Source organism: Noviherbaspirillum album, assembly GCF_035916955.1.
Classification (GTDB): Bacteria; Pseudomonadota; Gammaproteobacteria; order Burkholderiales; family Burkholderiaceae_D; genus Noviherbaspirillum; species Noviherbaspirillum album.
The window spans coordinates 16,102-41,228 of record NZ_JAWIIV010000026.1 but is presented as its reverse complement, the minus strand read 5'-3'; the positions used below and the strand labels follow the sequence as shown (position 1 = coordinate 41,228).

General features: G+C 61.7%; 20 protein-coding genes. 10 read left to right on the top strand and 10 right to left on the bottom strand.

The window, feature by feature from the left end; translation table 11 throughout:
* Positions 1 to 76 precede the first annotated feature (76 nt).
* The 4 genes from RY831_RS23590 to ppc all read right to left on the bottom strand — a co-directional run bounded on the left by RY831_RS23590 (position 77) and on the right by ppc (position 7,199).
* Positions 77 to 1,771, bottom strand: coding sequence for a TRAP transporter large permease (locus tag RY831_RS23590; protein WP_326508823.1), 1,695 nt, complete (start codon positions 1,769 to 1,771; stop codon positions 77 to 79).
* A gap of 17 nt (positions 1,772 to 1,788) precedes the next feature.
* The gene (locus RY831_RS23585; protein WP_326508822.1) at positions 1,789 to 2,373 is read right to left on the bottom strand and encodes a TRAP transporter small permease subunit; all 585 of its coding nucleotides are present in this window, start codon (positions 2,371 to 2,373) and stop codon (positions 1,789 to 1,791) included.
* Positions 2,374 to 2,847: 474 nt separating this feature from the next.
* Positions 2,848 to 4,242, bottom strand: a complete 1,395-nt coding sequence (gene argH / locus RY831_RS23580) for an argininosuccinate lyase (RefSeq protein WP_326508821.1) — start codon at positions 4,240 to 4,242, stop codon at positions 2,848 to 2,850.
* A gap of 98 nt (positions 4,243 to 4,340) precedes the next feature.
* Positions 4,341 to 7,199, bottom strand: a complete 2,859-nt coding sequence (ppc, locus tag RY831_RS23575; protein WP_326508820.1) for a phosphoenolpyruvate carboxylase — start codon at positions 7,197 to 7,199, stop codon at positions 4,341 to 4,343.
* Between the two features lie 269 nt (positions 7,200 to 7,468).
* Here ppc and hemC point away from each other — a divergent pair, with 269 nt between their 5' ends.
* The 5 genes from hemC (at position 7,469) to ppa (ending at position 12,441) form a co-directional block, all read left to right on the top strand.
* On the top strand, positions 7,469 to 8,419 hold the full coding sequence (hemC, locus tag RY831_RS23570; RefSeq protein ID WP_326508819.1) for a hydroxymethylbilane synthase: 951 nt from the start codon (positions 7,469 to 7,471) through the stop codon (positions 8,417 to 8,419).
* 86 nt (positions 8,420 to 8,505) lie between these two features.
* Positions 8,506 to 9,288 (top strand): uroporphyrinogen-III synthase, encoded by a 783-nt coding sequence (locus tag RY831_RS23565; RefSeq protein WP_326508818.1) that lies wholly within the window; start codon positions 8,506 to 8,508, stop codon positions 9,286 to 9,288.
* Entirely contained in the window at positions 9,285 to 10,433 is a 1,149-nt protein-coding gene (locus RY831_RS23560; protein WP_326508817.1) for a uroporphyrinogen-III C-methyltransferase, read from the top strand. The genes RY831_RS23565 and RY831_RS23560 overlap by 4 nt, the downstream gene beginning before the upstream one ends.
* 2 nt (positions 10,434 to 10,435) lie before the next feature.
* Entirely contained in the window at positions 10,436 to 11,629 is a 1,194-nt protein-coding gene (locus tag RY831_RS23555; protein ID WP_326508816.1) for a heme biosynthesis protein HemY, read from the top strand.
* Between the two features lie 269 nt (positions 11,630 to 11,898).
* Positions 11,899 to 12,441, top strand: a complete 543-nt coding sequence (gene ppa / locus RY831_RS23550; protein ID WP_326508815.1) for an inorganic diphosphatase — start codon at positions 11,899 to 11,901, stop codon at positions 12,439 to 12,441.
* A gap of 78 nt (positions 12,442 to 12,519) precedes the next feature.
* On the opposite strand, the gene RY831_RS23545 is transcribed toward ppa, so the two are convergent.
* On the bottom strand, positions 12,520 to 13,401 hold the full coding sequence (locus tag RY831_RS23545; protein ID WP_326508814.1) for an EamA family transporter: 882 nt from the start codon (positions 13,399 to 13,401) through the stop codon (positions 12,520 to 12,522).
* Positions 13,402 to 13,495: 94 nt separating this feature from the next.
* Between RY831_RS23545 and RY831_RS23540 the strand changes: the two genes are divergently transcribed.
* Positions 13,496 to 14,386, top strand: coding sequence for a LysR family transcriptional regulator (locus RY831_RS23540; RefSeq protein ID WP_326508813.1), 891 nt, complete (start codon positions 13,496 to 13,498; stop codon positions 14,384 to 14,386).
* Positions 14,387 to 14,528: 142 nt separating this feature from the next.
* Positions 14,529 to 16,148, top strand: coding sequence for an HDOD domain-containing protein (locus RY831_RS23535; protein ID WP_326508812.1), 1,620 nt, complete (start codon positions 14,529 to 14,531; stop codon positions 16,146 to 16,148).
* An 81-nt stretch (positions 16,149 to 16,229) separates the two neighbouring features.
* Here the strand turns inward: RY831_RS23535 and RY831_RS23530 are convergent, their stop codons facing one another.
* Both RY831_RS23530 and RY831_RS23525 read right to left on the bottom strand, forming a co-directional pair.
* On the bottom strand, positions 16,230 to 17,288 hold the full coding sequence (locus tag RY831_RS23530) for a serine/threonine-protein kinase (protein ID WP_326508811.1): 1,059 nt from the start codon (positions 17,286 to 17,288) through the stop codon (positions 16,230 to 16,232).
* Positions 17,289 to 17,358: 70 nt separating this feature from the next.
* Positions 17,359 to 18,546 (bottom strand): GNAT family N-acetyltransferase, encoded by a 1,188-nt coding sequence (locus RY831_RS23525; protein WP_437126320.1) that lies wholly within the window; start codon positions 18,544 to 18,546, stop codon positions 17,359 to 17,361.
* 311 nt (positions 18,547 to 18,857) lie between these two features.
* On the opposite strand from RY831_RS23525, the gene RY831_RS23520 reads away from it, so the two are divergent.
* Positions 18,858 to 19,196 carry a P-II family nitrogen regulator gene (locus RY831_RS23520; protein ID WP_151634272.1) on the top strand — a complete coding sequence of 113 codons (339 nt, stop codon included), beginning with the start codon at positions 18,858 to 18,860 and terminating at the stop codon, positions 19,194 to 19,196.
* A 126-nt stretch (positions 19,197 to 19,322) separates the two neighbouring features.
* On the opposite strand, the gene RY831_RS23515 is transcribed toward RY831_RS23520, so the two are convergent.
* The 3 genes from RY831_RS23515 to trxB all read right to left on the bottom strand — a co-directional run bounded on the left by RY831_RS23515 (position 19,323) and on the right by trxB (position 21,818).
* Entirely contained in the window at positions 19,323 to 19,925 is a 603-nt protein-coding gene (locus tag RY831_RS23515; protein WP_326508809.1) for a trimeric intracellular cation channel family protein, read from the bottom strand.
* Between the two features lie 136 nt (positions 19,926 to 20,061).
* The gene (locus tag RY831_RS23510; protein WP_326508808.1) at positions 20,062 to 20,700 is read right to left on the bottom strand and encodes a Smr/MutS family protein; all 639 of its coding nucleotides are present in this window, start codon (positions 20,698 to 20,700) and stop codon (positions 20,062 to 20,064) included.
* A gap of 161 nt (positions 20,701 to 20,861) precedes the next feature.
* Entirely contained in the window at positions 20,862 to 21,818 is a 957-nt protein-coding gene (trxB, locus tag RY831_RS23505) for a thioredoxin-disulfide reductase (protein WP_326508807.1), read from the bottom strand.
* Positions 21,819 to 22,075: 257 nt separating this feature from the next.
* Between trxB and RY831_RS23500 the strand changes: the two genes are divergently transcribed.
* On the top strand, positions 22,076 to 24,418 hold the full coding sequence (locus RY831_RS23500; RefSeq protein WP_326508806.1) for a DNA translocase FtsK: 2,343 nt from the start codon (positions 22,076 to 22,078) through the stop codon (positions 24,416 to 24,418).
* Positions 24,419 to 24,448: 30 nt separating this feature from the next.
* Positions 24,449 to 25,108, top strand: coding sequence for an outer membrane lipoprotein chaperone LolA (gene lolA, locus RY831_RS23495; RefSeq protein WP_437126319.1), 660 nt, complete (start codon positions 24,449 to 24,451; stop codon positions 25,106 to 25,108).
* Positions 25,109 to 25,127: the final 19 nt, after the last annotated feature.

Sequence of the window (25,127 nt, the reverse complement as noted above, 5' to 3'; positions counted from 1 at the left end):
ATCAAACCGAAAGCGCTCTAATAAAAAACCCCGCAGGGCGAACCGTGCGGGGCTGTGAAGCGGGGTGCGGACCGGATTACTTATTCTCGGTATCCGTCGAGAAGTTCAGCTGCGGTTCTTCGCTGCTGCTGCCCTCATTGTTTTCCTCGGTCGAGAAGTTCAGGTTGGGCTCGCCGCTCTCCGCACCGCTTTCCGGCATCGGGATGTCGATCTTCAGTTCGATCTGTTCCTTCATGTCGGTCTTTTCGGAGATCGACACGACATCCGGGAAGGCAATGATCAGGGCCACCATGATGATCTGGATGACCACGAACGGCACGGCGCCCCAATAAATGTCGGTGGTCTTCACCTCTTTCGGCGCCACTGAGCGCAAATAGAAGAGGGCGAAACCGAACGGCGGATGCATGAACGAGGTTTGCATGTTCACGCCCAGCAGCACGCCGAACCAGATCAGGTCGATGCCCAGCTTCTCTGCCACCGGGCCTACCAGCGGCACCAGGATGAAGGCCAGCTCGAAGAAGTCGAGGAAGAAGGCCAGCAGGAAGAACATGATGTTCACGACAATCAGGAAGCCCATCGTTCCGCCCGGCAGCGAAGTCAGCAGATGCTCGACCCAGAGGTCGCCGTTGACAGCGCGGAAGGTCAGGCCGAACACGCTGGAACCGATCAGGATGAACACTACGAAACAGGACAGCCGCGTGGTGGAGTCCATCGCCTGCTTCATCAGCGACAAGGACAGGCGGCGGTTCATCATTGCCAGTACAAGTGCGCCGAATGCGCCCATGCCGCCGCCTTCGGTTGGGGTGGCGATGCCGACGAAGATCGTGCCCAGTACCAGGAAGATCAGCGCCAGGGGCGGGATCAGCACGAACACGACCTTTTCGGCCATGCGCGAGAGCAGGCCAAGCTTCATGTAACGGTTGGCCAGTGCGAGGACGAAGGCGACTGCGATGCCCACGGCCGCGGAATAAATGCCCACTTCGTCACTTGCCGCATTCGGATGATTCCCGCCGTACCATGCGGCGAAGCCGAAGGATACGCCGATGGCGACGACAAGCAGAGCCAGCAGGGAAACCACGCCGCTGTCCCCGTTCGGCTCGCGCAGGTTGCGCGCCTCGGGCGGCAAGGCGGGCACCGCATGCGGCTTGAAGATGGATACCGCGGCAACATAACCCGCATACATCGCCGTCAGCAGCAGGCCCGGAACGAATGCAGCCTTGTACATGTCGCCGACCGAACGGCCGAGCTGGTCGGCCATCACGATCAAGACCAGCGACGGCGGGATGATCTGCGCCAGCGTGCCGGATGCGGCGATGACGCCGGTGGCAATGCGCTTGTCATAGCCATAGCGCAGCATCACCGGCAGCGAAATCAGGCCCATGGAAATCACGGATGCGGCGACCACGCCGGTGGTCGCTGCGAGCAGCGCGCCGACGAAGATGACCGCATAGGCGACGCCGCCGCGGATCGGGCCGAACAGCTGGCCGATGGTATCGAGCAAGTCCTCCGCCATGCCTGAGCGTTCGAGGATGAGGCCCATGAAGGTGAAGAACGGGATCGCCAGCAGCGTATCGTTGGCCATGATGCCGAAGATGCGGTTCGGCAGCGCCTGCATCAGCTCGGGCTTGAGCAGGCCGAGTTCGATGCCGAGCAAGCCGAAGAAGAGGCCGTTGGCGGCGAGTGCGAAAGCTACCGGGAAACCCGATAGCAGGAATACCACCAGGGCACCGAACATGATCGGCGCCATGTTTGCTATAAGAAACTGCTCCATTTGAATGTCTCCGACGATCAGTTAAGGTTGTTTGCGGCTTTGATCGCCTGGATTTCTTCTTCCGGCGTGGCTACCTGCTTCTCGAACGCGCTGGCGGGGACCACGCCGCGCAGGAAGCCGATGCGCTTGATGAGTTCGGAGATGCCTTGAAGCGTCAGCTGCAGGAAGCCGATCGGGATCAGCAGTTTCGCGGGCCAGATGATCAGGCCGCCGGCATTGCTGGAGACTTCCTGGTTCTGGATCGAGATCCATGTGTAGGGAATCGCGTAGTAGAGAATGATGAGCGTCATCGGCAGCAGGAACAGCAGGAAGCCGAAGATGTCGATCCAGACCTGCGTGCGCTTGGAGAAGCGGCCGACCACCACGTCGATGCGGACGTGCTCGTTGCGGCGCAGCGTGTACGAGCTTGCAAGCAGGAAGATGGCTGCGAACAGATACCACTGGATTTCCAGCCAGGCATTCGAGCTGTAATTGATCGCATAACGGACTATTGCATTGCCGGTGCAAATCAGTACCGATACGAGTAGGGCCCAACTGATGAGGCTCCCTATTTTTTCATTGAGGGTATCAATGAATCTCGATAACGAGAGTAAAAAAGACATGGTTTTGTCTCCGTGAATGAAAAATCATGGCTGCCGGCCGCATGGTTTTTATTGGTGCGATCCGTGGCGTGAGAATGTGTGATTTGTAGCTAATCGTAAGGCTGTTTTTGGGCTCGGGCAGTATATGTCATTTCAACTTGCAAACGAACACTTATGGACCGCAAGAGCGTTGATTTTTATGCTCTTTTACGGAAGCAGCCTGGGTTTTTGACGTTTCAAGTAGAAGTGCCTACGTGGTACTACTTAAGTCGCGGCGGAAGGTGTGGAGGGGTGTGACGAAGGTTTCGGAGGGAGCGGCCGGAACGGCTTTAATGTGATTGGAAGCTTACACCGATTTGCAGCTGAAGCATCATTCCATGCCATGTACAGGATGGCAATTGCAGCGTGCCAGCAACAAGGTACAGCCTTGCCGATGCCGGCGGTGCGGCGCGGATCATGCATTGCGCAGGGCACCGCCGGAAGCATTTGATCGGATCAGCCGAGCTGCTCGCGGATGTAGGCGATCGCGGCGCGCACTTGCGCGGGCGCCGTGCCGCCGATATGGTTGCGCGCGGCCACCGAGCCTTCAAGCGTCAGCACGCCGAACACATCGGCTTCGATCAGGCTGGAGAATGCGCGCAGTTCCTCGAGGCTCAGGTCGGTGAGGTCGCAGCCGCGCTGTTCGCAGGCGCGCACCGCATGGGCCACCGCTTCATGCGCATCGCGGAAAGGCAGGCCTTTCTTCACCAGGTAATCGGCGAGGTCGGTCGCCGTCGCATAGCCCTGCAGCGCGGCGGCGCGCATCGCTTCCGGCTTGACCGTGATGCCGCGCGCCATGTCGGCGAAGATGCGCAGCGTGTCGGTGAGCGTGTCGACGGTATCGAACAGCGGTTCCTTGTCTTCCTGGTTGTCCTTGTTATACGCCAGCGGCTGGCCCTTCATCAGCGTTAGCAGGCCGATCAGGTGGCCGTTGACGCGTCCGGTCTTGCCGCGGGCGAGTTCGGGCACGTCCGGGTTTTTCTTTTGCGGCATGATCGAAGATCCGGTGCAAAAGCGGTCGGCGATATCGATGAAGCCGACACGCGGACTCATCCAGATCACCAGTTCTTCGGACATGCGCGAGATGTGTGTCATGACAAGCGCGGCGGCCGCGCAGAATTCGATGGCGAAGTCGCGGTCCGAGACCGCATCCAGCGAATTGCGGCAGACGTCGTCGAAGCCCAGCGTTTTCGCCACGCGTTCGCGGTCGATCGGGAAGGTGGTGCCTGCCAGCGCCGCGGCGCCTAGCGGCAGCCGGTTGACGCGCTTGCGGCAGTCAGCCATGCGCTCGGCATCGCGGTTGAACATTTCCACGTAGGCCAGCATATGGTGGCCGAATGTGATCGGCTGGGCCACCTGCATGTGGGTGAAACCTGGCAGGATGGTGTCGGCATGCTGTTCGGCCAGGTCCACGAGCGCCAGGCGCAGGTCGCGCAGGAGGGCGGCGATGTCGTCGATCGCGGAGCGCAGGTAGAGGCGGATGTCGGTCGCCACCTGATCGTTGCGCGAGCGGCCGGTGTGCAGCCGCTTGCCGGCATCGCCGACCAGTTCGGTCAGGCGCTTCTCGATGTTCAGGTGGACGTCTTCGAGATCGAGCAGCCATTCGAACTGGCCGGAAGCAATTTCGGACTGGATCTGCGCCATGCCGCGCTGGATCGCCGCGTAATCCTCGGCGCTGATGATGCCCTGGTGCGACAGCATTTCCGCGTGCGCGAGCGAACCCTGGATATCGGCGTCGGCCATGCGTTTGTCGAAGAATACCGATGCGGTGTAGCGTTTGACCAGGTCGGAGACCGGTTCGGAAAAGCGCGCGGACCAGGCCTCGCCTTTTTTGGAAAGTTGTGCTGTCATGATGTGGGTTCCGGTGAATCCGTGATTATAAAACAAGCGCTTGCGCCCATGCCGTTCCCGGGGCGGCCGTAGCCGCCCCGGGATGGGTAACGGGCAGGTCAGCCCGTATTGCGCAGGCCGGCCGCGATCCCGTTGATCGACAGGTGGATGCCGCGGCGCACGCGCTCGTCCGTGTTGCGGCCGTCGGCTGCCGCCGCGCGGTGCCGTTTGATCAGTTCCACCTGCAAATGATTCAGCGGATCAAGATAGGCGAAGCGGTTCTTGATGGAACGCGCCAGCAGCGGGTTGCCGGCAAGACGTTCCTTGACGCCGGTGATGGCGCCCAGGCAGGCGCCGGTGCGCTCATGCTCCTCGACGATGCGCTTGAAAATGCTGTTGCGCAGCCGCTTGTCGCTGACCAGTTCGGCATAGCGCGAGGCAAGCGCGAGGTCGGTCTTGGCCAGCACCATGTCCATGTTCGAGAGCAGGGTGGCGAAGAAGGGCCATTCCTTGAACATGGTGCGCAGCAGGTTGATGCGCCGCTTCTGCTCCTTGCCGTCTCCGCTGTCGTTGAGCCAGGCATCCACGGCACTGCCGAAGCCGTACCAGCCGGGCAGCAGCAGCCGGCATTGTCCCCAGGAGAAGCCCCAGGGAATCGCCCGCAGGTCTTCGATGCGGCGGCTGGCCTTGCGCGACGCCGGGCGCGAGCCGATGTTCAGTTCGGCGATCTCGGCGATCGGTGTGGCGGCAAAAAAGTAATCGGTAAAACCGGGAGTGTCGTAGACGAGGTTGCGGTATGCGCGATAGGCGCGGGCCGACAATTCTTCCATCACTTCCTCGAACACCGCCTGCTTGCGCGCCTGCCTGCCGGCGAATTCATTCGGCATCAGGCTGGCTTCCAGCGTCGCCGCCACCAGCAATTCCAGGTTGCGGCGGCCGATCTCGGCATTGGAGAACTTGGATGCGATGATCTCGCCCTGTTCTGTGAGGCGGATCTGGCCGTTGACCGTGCCCGCGGGTTGCGCCAGGATCGCTTCATAGCTGGGGCCGCCGCCTCGTCCGACGGTGCCGCCGCGGCCATGGAAGAGCCGCAGCTTGACGCCAGCCTTGTCGAACAGTTCGATAAGCCTTGTCTCCGCCTTGTACAGCTCCCAGTTGGAAGTCAGGAAACCGCCGTCCTTGTTCGAATCCGAGTAGCCCAGCATGACTTCCTGCAGTTCTCCCTGCTGCGCTATCAACCCGCGCACCCTGGGGATGGCCATGAAGCGCTCCATGATGTCCGCGGCGCAGCGCAGGTCGGGAATGGTTTCGAACAGCGGGATCACCATCAATTCCATCCAGGGAGCCGCACCGTTGCCGGTGGCGCTTTCCCAGGCTCCGTGCAAAAGGCCGGTTTCCTTCTGAAGCAGCAGCACCTCCAGCAGGTCGGAAACCGTTTCGGTATGGGAGATGATGTAGTTGCGGATGGCTCGCCGGCCATAGCGTTCGCGCACTTCGCGCGCCGCGCGCAGAACGCCGAGTTCGGATACGGTTTCGTCGCTGTAGGCGAGATACGGGGAGTGCAGCAGGCGCGGCTTGCCGAGTTCATCCAGCAGCAGTTCCACCTTGGCGTCTTCCGAAAGGCCTGCATAATCCGGCGCTACCTGCGCGCAGGCAAACAATTCCGAAAGCACGCGTTCATGCACGTCGGAGCTTTGCCGCAGGTCGAGCGTGGCAAGATGAAAGCCGAAGATTTCGGAGGCGCGCCTGAGCGCCGCCAGCCTGGGCTTGATCAGCGCACCGCCGTGATGTGTGCGTAGCGAATCGGCGATCACCTGCAGGTCAGCCGTGAACTCGGCCGGCGACGAATAGGGCGCCGCAACGCCGACCTCTTGGCGCAGGACATGCGCCGCGCCGAGCGTGCGCGCGGTCGCCGCCAGGCGGGCGTACAGGCCTATCAATGCGCGCCGATAGGGCTCGTCCATCCGGTGCGATGACTGGTCGGGCGACTTGCCGGCCAATTCCTGCAACTCGTCGCTGACCCCGACCAGGAGGGTCGATACAGACAGCTCCGCGCCCAGCGCATGGACTTCATCCAGGTAGAAATCGAAGATGGCGGTCGACTGGCGCACCAGTGCATGCTGCATCGTGCCGGCGTTCACATTCGGGTTGCCGTCGCGGTCGCCGCCGATCCAGCTGCCCATCTGCAAGAAGGCCGGCAGTTCGCGGTCGCCGGCATGGCGCTGCGGGAACTGGGCCGCGATTTCCGCTTCGATATCGTCGTACAGCGCGGGCAGCTCGCGCAGGAAGGTGATCCGGTAATAGGACAGAGCGTTTTCGATTTCATCGGCAACGGTCAGCTTGGTATAGCGCAGCATTCTTGTCTGCCACAACGTCGCCACGCGGGCGTGCAACAGCTGGGTGTTGCGCGCGAGTTCGCGCGCGGTCAGCGGCTGGTCGCGCTCGGCCAGCAGGCGGGCGATTTCGCGTTCCGCATCGAGAATGCTCTTGCGCTGCACTTCGGTGGGGTGGGCGGTCAGCACCGGCGAAATCAGCGCTTCCTTGAAGAATTTGCGCACGGCGGAGCCGGGTATGCCGGCATCGTCCAGCCGCGACAGCGCCCAGGCAATGCTGCCGCGCTGCGGCGCCGAGCCGGCCAACAGGTGGGCCCGGCGCCGGCGGTTATGGTGCTGGTCCTCGGCAATATTGGCCAGGTGGGAGAAGTAGGAGAAGGCGCGCACCACGGAAACGGTCTGGTCGCGGGTCAGCTTTTTCAGCATGCGGTTCAGTTCGGTGCCGGACTGCGGGTCCGATTCGCGCCTGAAGCGCACCGCGGTCTGCCGCACCGTCTCGACCACCTGGAAGACTTCGTCGCCTTCCTGCTCGCGCAGCACGTTGCCGAGAAGACGGCCGAGCAGGCGGATGTCTTCCTTCAACGGTGCGTCCTTGTCATTCGCCTGCTTTGCCGGGCTCGCCGGAATATTCGCTTGTCTTGCCATGATGAATGCTTAGTTGAGAGAACGAAAAAGCCTGTCGGCCGGGCGAGCCGCCTTCACGCGCTTTGCCAATTCGAGTCTGGGTCATTGCTTGACTTCGCGTCCTTTCCCGCCTGGCGCCGTTGCGCCTTCGGCAAAAAACCGGCCGTGGACCCCTTCGCGCCCTGCCAGCCCCAAAAAGCCATCAGCCTTGTTTGTCACGTCATGACTTGGGATTGGGTTAAAATCTGCGCGCTGGCGAAGCCGGCGCCCATGAAATGAAAGAGCCCGTCGTGAAAGTTTCCCCTCCGTCCAAGTTAGTAATCGCCTCCCGCGAAAGCCGTCTCGCCATGTGGCAGGCAGAATATGTCAAAGCAAAACTGTCGGCATTATATCCGCAGTGCAGCATCGAAATTCTGGGCATGACCACCAAGGGAGACCAGATTCTGGATCGCACCCTGTCCAAGGTCGGCGGCAAGGGCCTGTTCGTCAAGGAGCTTGAAGTGGCGATGGAAGAGCGGCGTGCCGACCTGGCCGTCCACTCGCTCAAGGACGTGCCGATGGAGCTGCCGGAGGGTTTCGTGCTGGCCGCTTTCCTTGAACGGGAGGATCCGCGCGACGCCTTCGTTTCGAACGATTTTGCGTCACTCGACGAATTGCCCGACGGCGCCGTGGTCGGCACCAGCAGCCTGCGCCGCCAGGCATTGATCGCTGCCCGTTACCCCAGGCTCGAGATCCGGCCATTGCGAGGCAACCTCGATACCCGCCTAGGCAAGCTCGACCGGGGCGAATATGCCGCAATCATCCTTGCCGCGGCCGGCTTGAAGCGCTTGGGCCTGCCGCAGCGCATCCGTACCCTGATCGAACCCGAGCAGAGCCTTCCGGCGCCGGGGCAGGGCGCGATGGCGATCGAAGTGCTCGCCGGCCGCGATGACTTGATGGAGCTGCTGGCCCCGCTCAACCACGAGGCGACCGCCCACGCGGTCCGCGCGGAGCGCATGGTGTCGCGCGTCTTCGGCGGCAGCTGCCAGATTCCGCTTGCCGCTTTCGCCACGGTCGATGCGCAAGGCGAAATGCATCTGCGTGCGATGGTCGGCACCCCCGACGGCAGGCGCATGGCCAATGCGGAGGTGCGGGGCAACAGCGCGCTACCGGAAAATGTCGGGCGCCAGGTTGCCGACGCGCTCGCAGCGAAGGGCGCGGAAGAGATTCTTGCCGCATGCAGGGCGATGGACGCCGGCTGAAATACCCCTTTTCGAAGGAATATGCCCATGCGCGCGGCTGCATCGCATCCGGATGGCTTTGCCCTCCAACCCGGGACCCACAAGCCATGATCGACTCGCGGCTTCCTCCTGTCATCGTCACGCGGCCGCTGGCGCAGGCCGAGCCGCTTGCGCAGCGCATTGCCGGGGCCGGCCGCCGCGCAGTGGTCTTTCCCTTGCTGGAAATTCATCCGCTCGGCGACGAGACGACGTTGCGCAAGACGCTGCGCGCGCTCGGAGACTATGCGATGGTGGCGTTCGTGAGCCCCAATGCCATCCACGCGGCCATGCGCCATATCGAAGAATGGCCGGCGCAAGTGGCCATTGCCGTGGTGGGGGAGGGCAGCAAGGCGGCGCTCGCCGCTCACGGCATCACGCCCGCCAACTTCACGATCTTCAGTCCAAGGGATGCGCACCGCACGGATTCCCAGACTCTGCTCGAAGCGCTCGATGCCGAGTCCATGCGTGGCAGGCGCGTACTGATCGTGCGCGGCGAGACCGGCCGCGAACTGCTCGCCGATGCGCTGCGCGCCCACGGTGCGGAGGTCGAACAGCTCGCCGCGTACCGGCGCATCGCACCCCGTCTCGATGACGCGGCGAAGGCGCAGCTGCAGTCGCTGGCGGCGCAGCCGGCCGACTGGCTGATCACCAGCTCGGAAGCCTTGCGCATTTTGCTTCAGCTCGTCCGCGAGGTGATAGGGGAAGAAGGAGTGGTTAAAATGCAACAGCAAAACATCTACGTGCCCCATGTTCGCATCGCCGAAACCGCGAACGCGATGGGTTTTCTTCATGTCGTCGAGACAGGTTCCGGCGACGATCAGCTGATAGCCGCGTTACAATTCCGAGCATGAACGAACTGCCATCCTCCGATAGCGGCGCATCCGCATCGACGAATTCATCTGCGCGACCAGACATGATCCCGCAGCATGCGCCCACGCGCGGCGATACCGCCGCCAGGGTAGAGTACGTCCGCAAGCTCGTCTTCGCCGGCCTCGGCGCCCTGGCGCTTCTGCTGCTCGCCGAATGGTGGGCCACCCAGCGCGAGATCGGCGGCCTGCGCGAGGAACTGGCGCTGCGCCTGAAGACCGGCGACAGTCTCGCCACCGAGACCCGCGTGATCGCCAAATCCGCGCAGGACACGATCAAGGAACTGCAGGCCAAGGTCAATGTCCTGGAAAGCCGGCAGACCGAGTCGCATAGCCAGCAGCTGGCGCTCGAACAGCTGTATCAGGAATTGAACCGCAACCGCGACGACTGGGCGCTGGCCGAGATCGAGCAGGTATTGTCGACGGCCAGCCAGCAATTGCAGCTGGCCGGGAACGTGCAGGGCGCGGTGATCGCCCTGCAGAATGCCGATAACCGCCTGTCGCTGTCGGACAAGCCGCAATTCATCGTGATCCGGCGCGCCGTCGCGAAGGATCTGGAGCAGCTCAAGGCCCTACCGGTGGTCGACCTGACCGGTATCGCGCTGCGCCTCGACAGCATCATCGGCCAGATCGACGCCATGCCCCTCCTGTCGGACGAAAAGCCCGTGGTCGGCGCGACCCAGCCCAAGACTTCGCGTCGTGCCCCGCAGGCCGCCGGAGGACAAGAGCTCAAGGACGGCGGTTCTGACTGGATCGCCGGCCTTGAAAACGCCTGGCATAGCTGGACCAGCGAAATGTGGACCGAGGTCCGCCAGCTGATCCAGGTGCGCCATGTCGAAACGCCCGACGCACTGCTGCTGTCGCCGGCGCAGTCCTACTACGCCCGAGAAAACCTGAAGCTGCGCCTGCTCAACGCGCGTCTGGCCCTCCTGACGCGCAATGAAGCGGCCTTCCGCAGCGACCTGATCGCTGCGCAGGATGCCATCGGCAGGTTCTTCGATACCCGCGCCAGGCAAACCCAGACCACGCAAGCCCTGCTGCGCCAGGTACAGGCGACCAATGTTTCAATCGAAATGCCAACGCTGGCGGAAAGCCTGAACGCAGTGCGCAACTACAAGGCCAAACCATAACAATGCGCATCTTCATCACCATCGTCATCCTGTTCGCCGTCGCCATCGGACTGGCTGTCGGCGCCCGGTTCAATCCCGGCAATGTGGTGTTTTTCTATCCGCCGTACCGCATCGATATGTCGCTGAACCTGTTCCTGGCGCTGGCGCTGGCATTGTTCGTGGTGCTTTACATGATCATGAATGCCATCCGCAGTACCCAGCAGATGCCTCAGCGGGTTGCCGCGTACCGCCGCGAAAAACGCGAACGCGAAGGCAATCGCGCACTGCGCGATGCGCTCAAGTCCCTGTTCGAAGGACGCTTTGGCCATGCCGAAAAGGCTGCTATGCGCGCCTCCGAATCCAATGAGAACGCGGGCCTTTCCGCATTGATCGCGGCGCGTGCGGCGCACCGCATGAGCCAGGTCGACCGGCGCGATGCATGGCTATCGAAGGTGCAGGATCCGTCGCTGAAAACAGCTCGCCTGATGACGGCGATCGAACTGTCGACCGACGAGCATGATCCAGCTTCCGCGCTGGAATCGGTGCGCGAACTCAATTCCAGCGGCACGCGGCATATTCACGCGTTGCGGCTTGCCCTGAAAGCCAACCAGCGCGCGAAAGACTGGCCGGAGGTTTTGCGTCTCGTGCGCCTGCTCGACAAGCGCAATGCGCTGCATCCGGCGCTGTCGCGTCGGCTGCGCGAACTGGCGTATGAAGACCTGCTGTCGACGCAGGCGCACGATTCCGAATCGATTCGCCGGGTCTGGTCTACGATCCCTGCGGAGGACCGAGTGCAGCCGTATGTCGCGGTCCGCGCCGCCAAGGCATTCAATGCCACGGGCCTGCATGACGAGGCGCGCAGCGTGGTCGAGAAAGCACTGGCCGTGGACTGGGACGAGCGCCTGGTGCGCGCCTACGGCGAATCGGCCGCGGCCGAAGGCTCGGCTGCCTTGCTGGCGCAGATCGAGCACTGCGAACAGTGGGCGAAGGCGCATCCCACCGATCCCGAACTGGCGCTGACGCTCGGCACGCTATGCCTGCGCCAGAAGTTATGGGGCAAGGCGCAGCGCCACCTGGAACAGGCGCTCTCGCAGGCCGGCGACATGGAGTCCGTGCGCCAGGCCCATCTCAAGCTGGCGCAATTGCACGAAGCCCTGAACCAGCCCGACGATGCCGCCTCCCATTACCGCCAGTGCGCACTGGCGACGATGCTCTGACGCAAGCTCCAGCCGCGGGCCGCGCCGGCGCGGCCCGCGGCTGGAGCTTGGGTCAGAGCATCGTCGCCCGGGCGCCCGGGCGACGATGCTCTGACGCAAGCTCCAGCCGCGGGCCGCGACGTCGCGGCATTCAGCCCGGTGTAAGCTGGAACCGGTACGCTTGCGGCCTTTGATTCCGCACAGGAAGTTCCCCTGGTCGTGCGCTGGCGGGCGATGAAATCGCTATAATTCGCGGATTCCAGATTTTTTACCCTTTTTGAGAGTGCAACATGAGCTTGAAGCAAGTACCTGCCGGCCGCAGTCTGCCGGACGACTTCAATGTCGTCATCGAAATCCCCATGAATGCAGATCCGATCAAATACGAGGTGGACAAGGATACCGGCGCAATTTTCGTCGACCGCTTCATGGGCACGGCGATGCATTACCCGTGCAACTACGGCTATATCCCGCAAACCATTTCCGATGACGGCGACCCGGTCGACGTGCTCGTCATCACGCCTTTCCCGTTGATCCCCGGCGTCGTCGTGCGCTGCCGTCCGGTCGGCGTGCTGAAGATGGAAGACGAGGGCGGCGGCGATGCCAAGGTCCTCGCCGTCCCGGTCGACAAGGTGCTTCCCATCTATACCCACTGGCAGAAGCCGGAAGACATCAACGACCTGCGCCTGCAGCAGATTCAGCATTTCTTCGAACACTACAAGGATCTGGAAAAGGGCAAGTGGGTCAAGATCGACGGCTGGTACGGGCCGGAAGAAGCAAAGAAGGAAATCCTGAACTCCGCCGCGGCTTACGAAAAGCTCAAGAAAGACGAGTAAGGACGAGTAATTTCGTTCGACCCGAGGTTGGACGAGCGAATTGCTCCCGATGGAAAGCGCACTTGCCGGTGCGCTTTTTTATTTGGCGAAACCGAATCTGGCAGCAAAGCGTGCGCCAAACTGGTTCAGCGCCAATCCGCAGATGACGAGCGCACCGGCAAGAATCTTCCACCATTGCAGAGCCTCTCCGAGCACGAGCGCCGCGCTGAACATGGCGACCACCGGCACCAGCAGCGTGAACGGCGCGACGGTGGCGGCCGGATATTTGCGCATCAGCAGCGACCAGATGCCGAAGCCCAGGATCGTCGTCGGATAGGCCTGGAACAATACCGCTCCGGCGGAAAGCCAGGTCAGATGCGAGAGGGCTGCCGTCACCGCGCCCGGTCCCTCGGCCAGCAGCGACACCGCCAGCAGCGGCGGCGCGGCCAGCAGCGATCCCCATGCCACCAGAGCCAGGGTGTCGACTTTGCCCATGCGCTTGGTGAAGATGTTGCCGATCCCCCAGGAAAACGCTGCCGCGATCACCAGCATGAATCCAAGAACGGTGGCGCCGGCATCGAGCTGCGACGCCACCAGCGCCATGCCGGAAAACGCGATCGCTGCTCCAGCCACCTGCATTTTCAGGGGACGCTCGCCGAGCACCGCGACAGCAAGTCCGATCGTGAAGAATGCCTGCAGCTGGATCACCAGCGATGTCAGGCCGGGCGGGAAGCCAAGTTTCATCCCGCAGAACAGCAGGCTGAACTGGATTGCGAACTGGAAGGCAGCGTAGCCGGCGAGCAGTCGCCAGGATACCGATGGGCGCTTCAGGAAAAATACCAGCGGCAGCGCGGCAAAGAGGAAGCGTAGCGCCGTGAACAGGATCGGTGGCAGGCCCTGCAGACCAAGCTCGATCACCACGAAATTGATGCCCCAGATCAGGACGACGAGCAGGGCGAGGCAGATATCGGAAGGCTTCATGGACTGAACCAGACGTGAATGATCCTTGCATTCTATTGTTTCCAGATGTTGATTAAAGTAGGCTTTGGAAAAAGATTATTTTCATGCGGAAAAAATGTTTGATCTCCAGCGCCTGGCCGTATTCTCTGCGGTAGCCGATACGATGAGTTTTTCCCTTGCCGCAGCGCGCCTTGGCGTGTCGACTTCCCACGTCAGCAAGCAGATCGGCGCACTGGAGCAGGAGCTCCATGCGAAGCTTTTGCACCGGACCACCCGCAGCATCAGCCTGACGGAGGCGGGGCACATTTTCCATCAGCGCTGCAAGGCGATCCTGTCCGATATCGCCTCGGCCGAACAGGAAGTGCTGCGCCAGCATGATTCTCCCCAGGGGATGCTGCGCGTCACCGCGCCGCCCAATCTCGCCAATACCCGCCTCGGCGATATCGTCCAGGACTTCATGGCACGCTACCCCGACATCCAGCTCGAACTGATCCTGTCCAACCGGTTCTTCGATCTGGCGGAAGAGTCGATCGATATCGCTCTGCGGGTAGTCGATGAGATTCCGATGAATGTTTACGCGCGACGCCTGTGCCGTGTCGGCTGGAGCCTGGTCGGCAGCCCGGAGTACCTGAAGCGGCGCAAGCTGAGCGAGATCGACGACCTTTCGAAGCTGGATTGTCTTTTCGACACCGCGATGTCGCCGCGCGACATGTGGCTGTTCATGCGGGACGGACGGACAAGGGAAGTGCATGTCACGCCGCGCGTCCGCTGCGGCAACAGCGAATGGCTGCGCCAGTGCGCGCTGCGCAGGATGGGCGTGGCGCTCCTGCCCGATTTCATGATCGCGGACGACCTTGCCCAAAAGCGACTGGCCCGGATACTTCCCGACTACCAGCCCCTGCCTCAGAAATGGCTGTACGGCATCTATCTCCCCAATCGTTATCTTGCTTCGAAGGTCAGGCTGTTTCTGGACGCGGTGGAGCAGGGATTGCAGCATTCCGCGTGAGTCCCGGGACGGTCTCAACTTTATGGAGAAACCGTCGATAACGAGGATGGAACTGTTGTGCCCGCGTTCAACTCGACATCGACTTTTCCAGGGCTATGGGTCATCATAGGTTCATCGGCGTACGCAACCTCAGGAGCCTCAAGTGGTTTTCCAAAATACGGTACAGGGACGCTCCGACCTTGCCGCGCAGGGCAGTCAGCACGACGACACGGCGCTGATCGCACGGGACCGCCTGCTGAAGAAAATCAGCGACGACGCGGATCTGCCGGCGCTCGGCAGCTCCGTGTCGAAGGTTGTGCAGATGACATCGTCGGATGACGAGGCGGTGCGCAACCTTGCCAATTTCATCCTTTCCGACGCCGCGCTTACCCAGAAAGTCCTGCGTATCGCCAACACGGTGTCTTACCGCACCGCTTCGGGCGCCAACGTGACCACGGTGTCCAAGGCAATCTTCCTGCTCGGTTTCGATGTCGTGAAAACCAGCGCGCTTGCCATGGTGCTGGTGGACGGCATGTCGTCCAAGCATGCGAAGGATGTCCGCATCGAGCTCAATCATGCATTGTGCGCCAGCATCGTCGGCAGGGAAATGGCCAAGCGCAGCCAGTACAAGGATCCCGAGGAAGCGGCCATCGCATCGCTGTTCAAGAACATCGGCCGCCTGCTGGTCGCCGCTCATGATCACCGGCTTTACAGCGATATCGCCAAGCTGGTGGAAAGCGGCAAGTTCACCCCGGCGCAAGCTTCGCTGCAGATACTTGGCTGCAGTTTCGATCTTCTGGGCGAATCGGTACTGCGCGAATGGAATATTCCCGATTCCATCGTGCATGCGCTGAACTCTCCGCCCGCCGGCGTCCTGAAGCCGGCCAGGGCGCGGCAGGAATGGCTGCAGCAGGTCGCCGCCTTCAGTTCCGCATCGGCCCGCCTGATCCCGGCCATGAACGATCCCGGGCAGGAAGCGGCCGGCAAGGCGGTGCTGACGCGCTTCGGCCAGGCTCTCAATCTCGATCATCCCAAGCTGATGCAGCTGTTCGCGAGCGTCGCCGAGCAGACGCGCATGCTCGCCAGTAATGCGGAACTCCCCATGCAGTCCGAAGACGAACGGGGCAGTGCGGATTCGGCGGGCGGCGTGGGCGATGCTCCGACGGATGACGGCAGCGCGGGCTTGCCGGAAGAATTCCTGCTGGAGGCTGCCGGCGATGCGCCGCTGCCGCAGACCGTTCAGCGCCATGCCAGCGGCAAGCCGTTCAATGCGCGCGATCTGCTGCTGGCCGGCGTCCAGGATGTCGTCCAGATGATGGCTTCCGGTCGATGCAAGGTCAACGACCTGATGCTGCTGGTGCTCGAAACCTTGTACGGCAGCATGGGTTTCCGGTTTGCGACGATCTGTCTGCGCGATGCGCAGACCGGTCAATACCGCGCGCGCATATCCATGGGCGACAACCATGAAGTCCGTCAGGCCGGCTTTGTCTTCGCCTGCGCTTCAGCGCGCGACCTGTTCCATCTCGCCATGGAAAACGATGCGGATCTGATGATTTCCGATTCCAGCGTCCCCAAGATACGCAATCTGCTGCCTGAATGGCACCGCAGCCTGCTGCCGGATGCGCGCAGCTTCATCGTGCTGCCCCTGGTAGTGAACAAGAAGCAGATCGGACTGTTCTACGCGGACCGCGAACAGCCCGCGCCGGAAGGTGTGCCGGCGGATGAAACGGCATTGATCAAGACATTGAAGGGACAGGTCCTCACCGCGCTGCAGCCGCGATGACAGACTGCATGAAGTGCTCCGGGAATATTCAGTGTTCAGGCAGCCCGGGCACTCCAGGCGGTTCATGCAGTTCGCACGGGTTCAGCGCAGCAGGAGTAGTCCGGCTGCGGTCATCATGCACACCGCGGCGATGGCAGCAACAGCAATAGCCATGCCGCGCATGCGGACGCCATGCGCGGAGATACCTTGGTCCGACGGCGCTTCGTCGAGAACAAGCGGCTCCCGGCTACGCTGTCGCGCACGCTTCTCCTTCAAAAGATAACGCTTGATGTCGAGTGCCATCTCGCCGGCATCGTGATAGCGCTTTTCGGGCCGTTTGTGCATCGCTTTTTCGACGATCACGGCCAGGCCTTCAGGCACGCGTGAATCGATGTCGCGCGGTGACGGTGCCGCCTTGTAGATGATCTGCTGCAGCAGCTTGTCGGTGCGTTCGGATTGGAAAGGCGTCCGGCCGGTCAGCAGTTCGAACATGACCGTACCCAGCGAATAGATGTCGGTGCGGTGGTCCACCGGTTTTCCGGCCGATTGTTCCGGCGACATGTAGTGCGGCGTCCCCAGCAGCTGGTTGTCGCGCACCATCGTATAAGGTTCGTACTGCGGCGACAGGCGGTCGGCAAGACGGTTGGGCGCCCTTGCGATGCCGAAGTCGATCAGCTTCGGCTGGTCTTCGTCGGCAAGAAATATGTTGGACGGTTTGATATCGCGATGGATCACGCCGCGCTGATGAGCATGGTGGAGGGCGGAAGCGAGTTTCCAAGCAATGGTCGCGGTTTCGTCGGCGCTGAAGCGACGGCCGTTGGCAAGCGCGCGGTGCAGCTCCTTGCCTTCGATATATTCCATCGCGAGATAAGTCACACCGCCCTCGCTGGAAGCCTCGTGGATCGTGACGATATGCGGATGCGAGAGACGACCGGCCGCGCGGGCCTCATTGATGAAGTGCTGCTCGAACCGTGCCTTCTCCGCCAGGCTGAGGCGGGGGTTGAACGTCTTGATTGCGACGTCGCGGTCGATAACCGGGTCGTGCGCAAGATAGACGCAGCCTGCCGTACCCCGACCGAGCTCGCGGATGATGCTGAATCTGCCGATCCGGCTGTTGGCGGGCAGGCTTGAGGCAAATGCGGCAGGAGAGGGCGTCGGCATGAGGCGAAAGCATGCCGCGAAGCGCGGTTTTTCGCAAGCGCAACGCATGCGGCGTCTCGCTCCCGATAGCTCAGGACTGCCTGAACGGGTTGTGTTCGTTCAATTCATCGATATAGTCATCGATGCCATCGGCCTCCTGGGCGAGAAAGCGCGCGATCGCATCCGAGAAAGCCGGGTGGGCGAGCCAATGCGCGGACCAGGTTTTCTGCGGCAGGAAACCGCGCGCCATTTTGTGCTCACCTTGAGCGCCGCCTTCGAAGCATGCAATCCGGTTGGCGATGCAGAACTCGAGGGGCTGGTAATACGCCGTTTCGAAGTGCAGGCAGGGCAGGTGTTCGATGCATCCCCAGTAGCGGCCGTATAAGGCCCTGTCGTCATGGATCAGTAACGAAGATGCGATTGGCCTGCCATCGCGCTCGGCCTGGACCAGCAGGATATTGCGCGGCATGCCGTCGCCGATGCGGCGAAAGAAATCGAGATTGAGATAAGGCGTGGAGTAATGCTCCGCATAGGTATGGTCGTAGCAGCGCTTGAAAAAGCGCCAGTCGGCATCCGTGGCCTGCGCACCCGGAATGTGACGGAAGCGCACGCCGGCCTCTTCGACCTTGCGGCGCTCGGCGCGGATGTTCTTGCGTTTCTTGCGGTCCAGCGTCGAGAGAAATTCTTCAAAGTTGCCATATCCCTGGTTCAGCCAGTGGAACTGCACGCCGGAACGCAGCATGAATCCTGCAGCCTGCAGCGCATTGGCCTGATGCTCCGGCGGAAACAGGATATGCGTCGACGACATGGCATTCGACTGCTGCACCTCAAGCAGTGCCTTCAGCAGCGCCGCGCCGGCTTCCGGCGTGCGCGCCATGAGGCGGCTGCCGGATACCGGAGTAAAGGGAATGGCCGACAGGAGCTTGGGATAGTAGGACAGGCCATTGCGACGGTAGGCGTCGGCCCATGCCCAGTCGAACACATACTCTCCATAGGAATGCGACTTCACGTAGAGCGGCAGCGCGGCTTCAAGCCGGCCTTCGTTCTGAAGGAGAAGGAACTGCGGCTGCCAGCCCGATTTGGCCGATGCCGAGCCCGATTCATGCAAGGCATCCAGGAATGCGAAAGAAAGAAAAGGATTGGCGTGCTCCTGGCTTGCCACCAGGTCATCCCAGGCCTCCCGTCCTATTTCCGAAAGAGAAGAAACAATTTGCGTGCGATAATTCACTATGAAAATTTCAATTTTTCGATCATGAGGAGCATGTTCCTGCCCGGCCAATTCAACGCCGGAAGGAAGGGCCCGAATGGACGATGAGATTGTGCTGCCAGGATAGCAATACGGTTAAGCCCGGTTCATTGTACGCAAAAAGCATCAGGCAGTTTTGGGGCCAAGGCGGACGGGTCCGGTTCACTGCGCATCCGGCCTTTCCGGCAGGCGCTGCTGCGGCGCCGGATTTGCAGGAATCAAGGACACCGGGCCGTCTCTCGTGTATCGTCGCTGGAAAGACGCTACGCTGCAGGAACGGATGCGGCGTTGCCGCGTCGGCGGCGACGCCCGACGTAAATCGATTTATTCATGAAGGAGCTGTTATGAAGCTGGTTACTGCAGTCATCAAACCTTTCAAGCTGGATGAAGTGCGCGAGGCACTGGGCGAAATCGGCGTCACGGGCCTGACGGTTACGGAGGTCAAGGGCTTCGGGCGGCAGAAAGGGCACACCGAGCTGTATCGCGGTGCCGAATATGTCGTTGATTTCCTGCCGAAGGTGAAAATTGAAGCCGTGATCGACGACAAGCAGGTCGATCAGGCGGTCGACGCCATCATCAAGGCCGCGCGTACCGGCAAGATCGGCGACGGCAAGATATTCGTGCGCGACGTCGAACAGGTCATCCGCATCCGCACCGGCGAAACCGGTCCCGACGCCGTTTGAGCATTCGCTCAAGCGTTCATTGAAGCATCTGTACGAAAGCCGTCTGCAAGCCCTTGAATGAGGGCAGCAGTAGCGGGCACCTTTTCCCGCAATTCCAGGGTTCGGTTCTCTGGCCGGTGCGGCGGATCATTCCAGCCGCACGCCCCGGTGCCAGGTCACAATTCGCGCGATCGAGATCGCCATCGCGCTCGTCCACAGTGAAAAGTCTGGCGGAATGCCAACCTTCTGCATCAGCAGGTACATCCAGCATCCCGCGAACGAGCAGATCGCATAAGGCCTGCCGTCCCTCAGTACCATCGGGATCTCATTGCACACCACGTCACGCAGGATGCCGCCGAAGATACCGGTGATAACTCCCATCATCGAAGCAATGAAGATCGGCATGCCGGCCTCCAGTGCCTGCGACACACCGACGATAGAGAACAGGCCGAGACCGAGCGCGTCGGCGACGATGATGAGCCGTTCCGAGATCACCCTGCGCAGGGTGCGTATCGCCGGCGCGGAAATGAGTGCGAGTACGAAGATCAGGATTGCGTACTCCTGGTGCGTCACCCAGAACAGGGGCCGCTGGTCGAGCAGGATGTCGCGCAGCGTGCCGCCGCCGAACGCGGTGATGAAGGCGATGGTGAAAATCCCGACCACGTCCATGCGTTTCCGGCGCGCTTCGATGAAGCCGGAGAACGCGCCCACCAGGATGGCGAGGATTTCAAGTGCCTTGATCAGTGACATGCGCGCAATCCGAAGTAAGCGATGTCGGCATGATAATGGCCCGCCAGGGGAATGCAAACAGGAAAAACACCGAGGCCGGCAATCGCACGGCGGGTTAATTCTGGATATTGCTTACGGATGTCGGCCAAGGCCGGCGTCACGCCTTGAGCAATACCACCAGCGCGCCGGCACCGCCGTCGGCGGCGCGTGCCTGGCAGAAGGCAATCACTTCTTCCTTCTGGATCAGCCAGTTGCGCACCTTGTTCTTCAGCACGGGTTCCTTGTTGACCGAGCCCAGGCCCTTGCCGTGGATGATGCGCACGCAGCGTATGCCGCGCTTGACGGCCTGGCGCAGGAATTCCGCCAGTGCTTCACGCGCTTCTTCCCGACGCATGCCGTGAAGGTCTAGCTGCGACTGGATCACCCATTGTCCGCGCCGAAGCTTGCTCAAGGTGTCGCGCCCGATGTTGCTGCGCGTGTAACTGAGCGCTTCGTCGGTATCGAGCAGGGTGTCGACGTTGAATTCATCGGACCAGGATTCTTCGAGCGCTGCCTGCTCGTCGGCGAGGTGCTGGTTCGCGATCGGCAACGGCCGCGGCGGGGCGATTTCGGCTTTGTCGGATTGCGGAAGAAGTGCGACGTCACCAATTGCGCGGCGGAACATTTCGGCATCGCGGCGGCTTTCCTTTTCCCGGCGCAGGCGTTCTTCTTCCGCCGCCTTGCGGGCTTCTTCCTGGGCCTTGATTTGTGCGCGCAGCGTTTTCAGCGCCGCGAAATCCTTGATCGGTCCAGCCATGATGGGTATTTCCTTGTCCGTTTCCAGTCTTTCGAGTGCGCGAGCCTGCAATTGTTGCAAGGCGCTGCATGGATACGGGATTTGCTGCCTGCTGCCGAGGCCTTTCATGTTCCGCAGGCGGGCCGCGGAACATGAAAAGGGAGGGGCAAGGGGGAAGGGAATTACGCTTCCAGGCTTTCCAGATAGCGCTGGGCGTCAAGCGCCGCCATGCATCCCGTGCCGGCGCTGGTGATGGCCTGGCGGTAGACATGGTCCTGCACGTCGCCCGCCGCGAACACGCCGGGGATGCTGGTCGCCGTCGCCATGCCCTCGAGGCCGGTCTTTGTCTTGATATAGCCGTTATGCATATCGAGCTGACCCTCGAAGATGCCGGTGTTGGGCTTATGGCCGATGGCGATGAACAGGCCGTGCACATTGACCTTGCTGAGGCTGCCATCCTTGGTCGACTTGATGCTGATGCCAGTCACGCCGCTGTTGTCGCCGAGCACTTCTTCAAGCGTGTGATCCCATTTGACCTCGATCTTGCCTTCCGCGACCTTGGCCATCAGGCGGTCGATCAGGATCGGTTCCGCGCGGAACTTGTTGCGGCGGTGGATGACCGTCACCTTGGTTGCGATGTTCGACAGGTACAGCGCTTCCTCGACCGCGGTATTGCCGCCGCCGACCACGGCGACTTCCTGGCCCTTGTAGAAGAAACCGTCGCAGGTCGCGCAGGCGGACACGCCCTTGCCCATGAAGAGTTCTTCCGACGGCAGGCCGAGATACTGCGCCGACGCGCCTGTGGCAATGATCAGCGAGTCGCAGGTGTACTCGCCGGAGTCGCCGATCAGCCGCATGGGCTTCTCGTTCAGCTTCGCGGTGTGGATGTAATCGAAAATGATTTCGGTATTGAACTTCTCGGCATGCTGCAGCAGGCGCTGCATCAGCTCGGGACCCTGCACGCCCATCGGATCGCCTGGCCAGTTCTCGACATCGGTCGTGGTCATCAGCTGACCGCCCTGTTCGACGCCGGTGATGAGCACCGGTTTCAGGTTGGCGCGGGCGGCATAAACGGCGGCGCTGTAGCCGGCAGGGCCGGAGCCGATAATCAGTACATGGGCATGTTTGGTGGTGGCCATAGCAATGTGCAGAATGTGCAGGATAAGGGATTGACAAACGAGCTTCGAGAAGCGCGTGCTGGTGCCGGCGCCGGCCAAGAGACGTCGCCGGGCCGCTCATGGCACGGATATGTCGCCAAAAGGCAAAATTTCAATGGCGTATCAGTATTGCACCCGAAAAACTGGTTAAGATTATAGACGAACCCGCCCCGCGGGTCCGAGCGTCGACCGATTCCGCGCCTCCCCGCCCAGACGGCATTCCAGAATAATTCCGTGTTATGACTCGAACAAGCCAAGCCTATACCCGCAACACCAAGCCACCGGAAACCAATCCCATGCCCAACCGGCTGGTGCGGCTGCTGTCCGAAGCGCGCTGGTTCCTGCTGACCGTGGTCACTGCCTACCTGATCATTATCTTCCTGACGTATTCGAAGGCCGATCCGGGCTGGTCGCAGGCCAATGTCGTCCCGCATCTCAATAACTGGGGCGGGCGCATCGGCGCCTGGCTGGCCGATCTGATGCTGTTCATCTTCGGCATCTCCGCCTGGTGGTGCTGCGTATTCCTCCTGCGCTCGGTCTGGAAGGGCTATCGCCGGCTGTCGCAGCGCTTCCTGCTGCAGATCGAGCCCGAGCCGGAGCATCATCATGAAGTCTGGGTGCGTGCGATCGGCTTCGTCCTGATGTTGCTCGGCAGCGTGGCGATCGAGCATCTGCGCATGTATTCCCTGAAGGCCCAGCTGCCTCGTGCGCCGGGCGGCGTCCTGGGCGAACTTCTTGGCGGCGCGGCGCAGGCCGCGTTCGGGTTCACCGGCGCGACTTTGTTCATGCTGCTGCTGTTTGGCGTGGGATTCAGCCTGTTTTTCCAGATTTCCTGGCTTAATGTCGCCGAGCGTATCGGCGCGGCCATCGAGATTGCAGTCATTCGCATGCAGACCCTCTATTCGGCGCGGGAAGACCGCAAGGCGGGCCAGGCGGCCGCCGAAAAGCGGGAAGAGGTGGTCGTGCAGGAGCGCGCCAAGATCGTCGAGGCGCCGCCGATCCGCATCGAGCCGCAGGTGGTTGCCGTGCCGAAGTCGGAGCGGGTGGAAAAGGAAAGGCAGGTGTCGCTGTTTGCCGATTTGCCCGATACCAACCTGCCGCCACTGTCGCTGCTGGACGAGCCGCCGGCGGCGCAGGAGACGGTCAGCGTCGAGACGCTGGAATTTACCAGTCGCCTGATCGAGAAAAAACTGTCCGACTTCGGCGTGGAAGCCAAGGTGGTCGCCGCCTATCCCGGCCCGGTGATCACCCGCTACGAAATCGAACCGGCCACCGGCGTCAAGGGCAGCCAGATCGTCAACCTGGCGCGAGACCTCGCGCGCTCGCTGTCACTGACATCGATCCGCGTGGTCGAAACCATTCCCGGCAAGAATTACATGGGACTGGAGCTGCCTAATCCCAAGCGCCAGATCGTGCGCCTGACGGAAATCCTGGGTTCCAAGGTCTACAACGACAGCGCGTCCAGCCTGACGGTCGCGCTCGGCAAGGACATCGCCGGCCATCCCGTGGTGGCGGACCTTGCGAAGATGCCGCACCTGCTGGTGGCCGGCACTACCGGTTCCGGCAAGTCGGTGGGCATCAACGCGACCATCCTGTCGCTGCTGTACAAGTCCGACCCGAATAATGTGCGCATGATCCTGATCGACCCGAAGATGCTGGAGATGTCAGTGTACGAAGGCATTCCGCACCTGCTGGCGCCGGTGGTCACCGACATGCGGCAGGCAGGCCATGCGCTGAACTGGGCGGTCGCCGAGATGGAGCGCCGCTACAAGCTGATGTCCAAGCTCGGCGTTCGCAACCTGGCGGGCTATAACAACAAGATCGCCGAAGCGGAAAAGTCCGAGCAGAAGATACCGAATCCGTTCAGCCTGACGCCTGACGCCCCCGAGCCGCTGGAGAAACTGCCGACCATCGTCATCATCATCGACGAACTCGCCGACCTCATGATGGTGGTCGGCAAGAAGGTGGAGGAACTGATCGCCCGCATTGCGCAGAAGGCGCGTGCGGCGGGCATTCACCTGATCCTGGCGACGCAGCGTCCTTCGGTCGACGTCATTACCGGCCTGATCAAGGCCAACATCCCCACGCGCATCGCCTTCCAGGTCAGCAGCAAGATCGACTCGCGTACCATCCTCGACCAGATGGGCGCCGAGGCCCTGCTGGGCATGGGCGACATGCTGTACATGCCGCCGGGTACCGGCCTGCCGGTGCGGGTGCATGGCGCGTTCGTCTCCGACGATGAAGTGCATCGGGTCGTCGAGCACCTCAAGGCCCAGGGGGAACCGAATTACATAGAGGGAATCCTAGAAGGAGGCACGCTTGAAGAAGGCGGAGACGCAGCCCCTGGTGGCGAAGGAGCGGCTGCCGGCGGTACGGAATCCGACAATCTGTACGACCAGGCCGTAGCTGTGGTGCTCAAGAACCGCCGCGCTTCGATCTCGCTGGTCCAGCGGCATCTGCGCATCGGCTACAATCGCGCTGCGCGCCTGCTGGAACAAATGGAGCAGAGCGGCCTGGTTTCCTCGATGCAATCCAACGGCAACCGCGAAATTCTCGTGCCGGCGGGGGCAGCCCAGGAATGAAGGTTCAGGACCACCACAAGGACAACACCATTGAATAGATCCGCAACATCGTCATCCCGCCAGCTGACAAAGGCCGCCCGCCTGCTGGCGGCTTTTGCTTTTGCGCTTCCGGCGTTCGTTCATGCCGCCGCGCTCGACCAGTTCAAGTCCTTTGTCGGCACGACGAAATCGGCGAAAGGTGAATTCGTGCAGCGCCAGGTCAAGATGGCCGACGGCAGCGCGAAAGTGTCGAATGAATCCAGCGGCACCTTCATGTTCGCGCGCCCGGGCCGCTTCATCTGGACTTACCAGAAACCATACGAACAGCTGCTGCAGGCCGACGGAGAAAAGCTCTACATCTACGACAAGGACCTGAACCAGGTGACCATCAGGGCGCTGGGCGATGCGCTCGGTTCCTCTCCCGCAGCCATCCTGTTCGGCAGCAATGACCTGGAAAAGAATTTCACCCTGAAGGAAGCCGGCACCAAGGATGGCCTGGAGTGGCTGGAAGCCACGCCGAAGTCCAAGGACACCACCTTCGAACGCATCGGCATCGGCCTCAAGAACGGGGTGCCGATGGCGATGGAACTGCGAGACAGTTTCGGCCAGATCTCTCTGCTGTCGTTCAGGAAATTTGAAAAAAATCCGCCGATGGCGGCGGATCAGTTCCGGTTCACGACGCCCAAGGGAGCTGACGTTTTCCAGCAGTGACTTGCTTAACGCCGGCAGC

Coding starts and splice junctions, on each gene's coding strand:
- RY831_RS23590 (WP_326508823.1), bottom strand. CDS start 1,771: ATGGAGCAGTTTCTTATAGCAAACATGGCGCCGATCATGTTCGGTGCC.
- RY831_RS23585 (WP_326508822.1), bottom strand. CDS start 2,373: ATGTCTTTTTTACTCTCGTTATCGAGATTCATTGATACCCTCAATGAA.
- argH (WP_326508821.1), bottom strand. CDS start 4,242: ATGACAGCACAACTTTCCAAAAAAGGCGAGGCCTGGTCCGCGCGCTTT.
- ppc (WP_326508820.1), bottom strand. CDS start 7,199: ATGGCAAGACAAGCGAATATTCCGGCGAGCCCGGCAAAGCAGGCGAAT.
- RY831_RS23565 (WP_326508818.1), top strand. CDS start 8,506: ATGATCGACTCGCGGCTTCCTCCTGTCATCGTCACGCGGCCGCTGGCG.
- RY831_RS23560 (WP_326508817.1), top strand. CDS start 9,285: ATGAACGAACTGCCATCCTCCGATAGCGGCGCATCCGCATCGACGAAT.
- RY831_RS23555 (WP_326508816.1), top strand. CDS start 10,436: ATGCGCATCTTCATCACCATCGTCATCCTGTTCGCCGTCGCCATCGGA.
- ppa (WP_326508815.1), top strand. CDS start 11,899: ATGAGCTTGAAGCAAGTACCTGCCGGCCGCAGTCTGCCGGACGACTTC.
- RY831_RS23545 (WP_326508814.1), bottom strand. CDS start 13,401: ATGAAGCCTTCCGATATCTGCCTCGCCCTGCTCGTCGTCCTGATCTGG.
- RY831_RS23540 (WP_326508813.1), top strand. CDS start 13,496: ATGTTTGATCTCCAGCGCCTGGCCGTATTCTCTGCGGTAGCCGATACG.
- RY831_RS23530 (WP_326508811.1), bottom strand. CDS start 17,288: ATGCCGACGCCCTCTCCTGCCGCATTTGCCTCAAGCCTGCCCGCCAAC.
- RY831_RS23520 (WP_151634272.1), top strand. CDS start 18,858: ATGAAGCTGGTTACTGCAGTCATCAAACCTTTCAAGCTGGATGAAGTG.
- RY831_RS23515 (WP_326508809.1), bottom strand. CDS start 19,925: ATGTCACTGATCAAGGCACTTGAAATCCTCGCCATCCTGGTGGGCGCG.
- RY831_RS23510 (WP_326508808.1), bottom strand. CDS start 20,700: ATGGCTGGACCGATCAAGGATTTCGCGGCGCTGAAAACGCTGCGCGCA.
- trxB (WP_326508807.1), bottom strand. CDS start 21,818: ATGGCCACCACCAAACATGCCCATGTACTGATTATCGGCTCCGGCCCT.
- RY831_RS23500 (WP_326508806.1), top strand. CDS start 22,076: ATGACTCGAACAAGCCAAGCCTATACCCGCAACACCAAGCCACCGGAA.